The sequence below is a fragment of the uncultured Wocania sp. genome (genome assembly GCF_964021735.1).
In the GTDB taxonomy this organism is placed as follows: Bacteria; Bacteroidota; Bacteroidia; order Flavobacteriales; family Flavobacteriaceae; genus Wocania_A.
In genome coordinates, this window is record NZ_CAXIBN010000233.1 from 1 (window position 1) to 3,979 (window position 3,979).

Sequence of the window (3,979 nt, forward strand, 5' to 3'; positions counted from 1 at the left end):
AATCCCGCACGTTTCAACAACGCTTCTGGTTTTGGTTCCTTTCCGCGAAAGCGTTTATAAAGTGTCATAGGGTTTTCTGTTCCACCTTTGCTTAATATATGGTCTTTAAATTTGGTTGCTACCGTTTTATTGAAAACACCAGCTTCTTCAAAATATTCAAATGCATCGGCATCTAAAACTTCTGCCCATTTATAACTGTAATATCCTGAAGAGTAACCACCTTGAAAAATATGAGAAAATGACGTACTCATACAGTTTTCTGCAACATCAGGAAATAGATTTGTGTTTTTAAAAGCTTCAATTTCATGTGCTTTTACATCTGTAATTTTTGATGGATCTTGACCATGCCAACTCATATCTAATAAACCAAAACTAATCTGACGAAGTGTTTGCATACCTTCATGAAAAGTTGAAGATGCTTTTATTTTTTTAACTAAATCCATCGGAATCACCTCACCAGTTTCATAATGTTTTGCAAATAACTCCAAAGCTTCTTTTTGATAGCACCAATTTTCTAATACTTGGCTTGGCAATTCTACAAAATCCCAATACACATTTGTACCCGATAAACTTGGATATGTTGTGTTAGCAAGCATGCCATGAAGTGCGTGTCCAAATTCATGGAATAGTGTTGTAACCTCATTAAAAGTGAGTAGAGATGGTTTACTTTTTGTAGGTTTTGTAAAATTGCAAACTATAGAAATGTGAGGTCTCTCATTTACACCATTTTTTATGTATTGTGGTTTAAATGATGTCATCCACGCACCATTACGTTTTCCTGCTCTTGGAAAGAAATCGGCATAAAAAATAGAAACTAAATCGCCATTATTGTCGGTTACTTTATAGGTTAAAACATCATCGTGATATTTATCGATGTTGTTAATCTCTTCAAACTGTAAATCGAATAATTTATTAGCAACCGTAAAAGCACCGTATATAACATTCTCTAGTTTGAAATACGGTTTTAAAAGTTCATCATCTAAACTGAATAATTTTTGTTTTAGTTTTTCAGAATAATAAGCAGAATCCCATTTTTCAAGTTGGTTAATGTTATCTAGCTTTTTAGCAAAATTTTCTAGAGTTTCAAACTCACTTTTGGCAGCTGGTTTTGCTTTTTCTAAAAGTTCGTTTAAAAATTGTTCAACGTTTTCTGGTGTTTCTGCCATGCGTTCTTCTAAAACAAAATGCGCATGGGTTTTGTAGCCTAAAAGGTTAGCGCGCTCGTGTCTTAGTTTTGTAATCTGTAAAACATTATTTTGATTATCTAACTTGTTATTTTTAAACGCTTTAGCTCCAGATGCTAAAGATAGTTTTTTGCGTAATTCGCGATTATCAGCATAGGTGACAAAAGGAATATAACTAGGATAGTCTAAAGTAAATAACCATCCTTTTTTGTCTTTTGATTCTGCCAATTGAGCAGCAGCTTCTTTGGCACCATCGGGTAACCCAGATAGTTCTTCTTCATTGGTAATTAGCATTTCGTATGTATTGGTTTCTGCTAATACATTTTCTCCAAACTTTAGTTTTAATTTGCTTAGTTGTTTGTCAATCTCACGAAGTTTTTCTTTTTTATCTTCTGATAAATTGGCGCCATTACGTGAAAAACTTTTGTATTTTTTATCTAAAAGTGTCTGTTGTTCAACACTTAAATTGAGTTTGTCTTTTTTATCATAAATCGTTTTTATACGTTTAAATAATGCTTCGTTTAAAGTAATATCATTACTGAATTCTGATAATAAAGGCGAAACTTCTTGAGCTATTTTTTGAATATGTTCGTTTGTTTCGGCAGAATTCAAATTAAAAAAAATACTCGAAATTCTATCTAGCTGACCTCCTGAAAAATCTAAAGCCTCAATAGTGTTTTCAAAATTAGGGACTTCAGTATTTTGAGTAATTGCATCAATTTCTGCTTTGGCTTTTTTAATGGCTTCTTTAAAGGCAGGAAAAAAATCACTGTTATTTATTTTAGAAAAAGGAGCAGTGTTATATGGTGTGTTAAAGTGGGTATTTAAAGTTGACATAATAATGAATTGAAAATGTAATTTATTTGATTAAAATAATGGAAATTATAATGATCTTGACCGTTAATCGATTTTATAAAATAAAAAATAGTTAATTAGACTTTTTTTGTTATTTTCGACCAAGATTTTTCAGAGAGTTATCTTTAACTCGTAAGAATTATTGTTAATAGCTGTAAAAACCTCGGATTTATTCGAGGTTTTTTTATTTAATAAGTGATATTTATAATGTTTCAATATTTGAGTTAAAATAAAATAGGTTTTAATTTCCTGTGAGTTTCTTTCGAGATTGTTTACTTTAAATCTTTAGCAGATTCGTTAACCATTTGTTTTAACCCTTCTTTGTAGACTAAAATTTTATCCAAAACGCAAGTGTCGTTAGAACCTATTATTTGAGCGGCTAATATCCCTGCATTTTTTGCGCCATTTAAAGCTACGGTTGCAACAGGTACACCACCAGGCATTTGAAGAATAGATAAAACAGAATCCCAACCATCAATAGAATTACTGCTTTTAATAGGAACGCCAATAACTGGAAGCGGTGATAACGATGCTATCATTCCTGGTAAATGAGCTGCCCCACCAGCTCCTGCGATTATTACAGCAAATCCTCTTGTATGAGCGTGCTTGCCGTAATCGAATAATTTTTCAGGTGTGCGATGCGCCGAAACGATATCTACTTCAACTTCTATATCAAATCCTTTTAAAATATCAATAGCTTGTTGCATAACAGGAAGATCACTTTTACTTCCCATAATTATTCCTACTTTCATATTAAATTCCAAATTATAAATTTCAAATTCCAAAAGTTATTTTGGTTTTTGAGATTTGATTATTGTGATTTATTCACTTATTACTTTAATTGCTTTTTTTACATCTTCTGCAACACGACGTGCTTCATTTAAATCTTCGTTAACAATGGTTACGTGTCCCATTTTCCGAAAAGGTCTGGTTTGTTTTTTTCCGTAAATATGCGGTGTAACGCCATTCATTTTCATTATAGATTCAATATTTTCGTAAACAACATTACCAGTATACCCTTCAGCACCAACCAAATTAACCATAACACCGCCAACTTTACTATCGGTTCGTCCTAAAGGCAAATTTAAAATAGCTCTAAGGTGTTGTTCAAATTGAGACGTGTAACTAGCTTCGATTGTTTGATGTCCTGAATTATGCGGTCTCGGTGCTACTTCATTTATTAAAATATCATCGTTTTTAGTTTGAAACATTTCAACAGCTAAAAGACCTACATGATTAAAGGCTTTTGATACTTTAAGCGCTACTTCAATAGCTTTTTTAGCAACATCATTATCAATTCTTGCAGGACAAATTACATATTCCACTTGGTTGGCTTCTGGATGAAATTCCATTTCAACCACAGGAAATGTTTTAATTTCTCCCGAAACATTTCTAGCCACAATAACAGCTAATTCATTTTTAAAAGGCACCAAATTTTCAGCAATACATTCGCCATTTGGCAATCCTTCTAAATCTGATAATGCTCTAACAACTTTTACACCGTTACCATCATATCCAAACTGAGCCGCTTTCCAAACAAAAGGTAAGGTTAAACCTCCGTTTTCAATAGCATCTTCTATTTCAGATAGGTATGCAAACCTTGTAAACGGAGCCGTTGGCAATTCGTTATCTACATAAAATAATTTTTGTGTTGCTTTATTTTGAATAGTACGTAATGTTTTAGAAGATGGATAGACTTTTACACCCTCTTTTTCAAGTGCATCAAGCGCATCAACATTTACATTTTCAATTTCAATGGTTAATACATCAACTTGCTTTCCAAAATTATAAACCGCATTGTAATCCATTAAATCACCTAAGTGAAATTCGTTGCTAGCAATTTTGCAAGGTGCTTCGTTACTAGCGTCTAAAACACAAGTGTAGATATCAAACTTTCGGGTATCATTAAGTAGCATTTTCCCTAGTTGTCCGCCACCAAG

The 3,979-nt window shown here is 32.6% G+C and carries 3 protein-coding genes; all 3 read right to left on the minus strand.

Translation table 11 applies throughout. The features are described from left to right. On the minus strand, nt 1-2,021 hold a 2,021-nt coding region (locus AADI82_RS14185), incomplete at its 3' end, for a M3 family metallopeptidase (RefSeq protein ID WP_341217077.1). 290 nt (nt 2,022-2,311) lie between these two features. Continuing rightward, complete coding sequence (gene purE, locus AADI82_RS14190; protein ID WP_341217078.1) at nt 2,312-2,791, minus strand: 5-(carboxyamino)imidazole ribonucleotide mutase; 480 nt, start codon at nt 2,789-2,791, stop codon at nt 2,312-2,314. 69 nt (nt 2,792-2,860) lie between these two features. Further along, nucleotides 2,861-3,979: 5-(carboxyamino)imidazole ribonucleotide synthase (locus tag AADI82_RS14195; protein WP_341217079.1), on the minus strand; the 1,119-nt coding region annotated here is incomplete at its 5' end.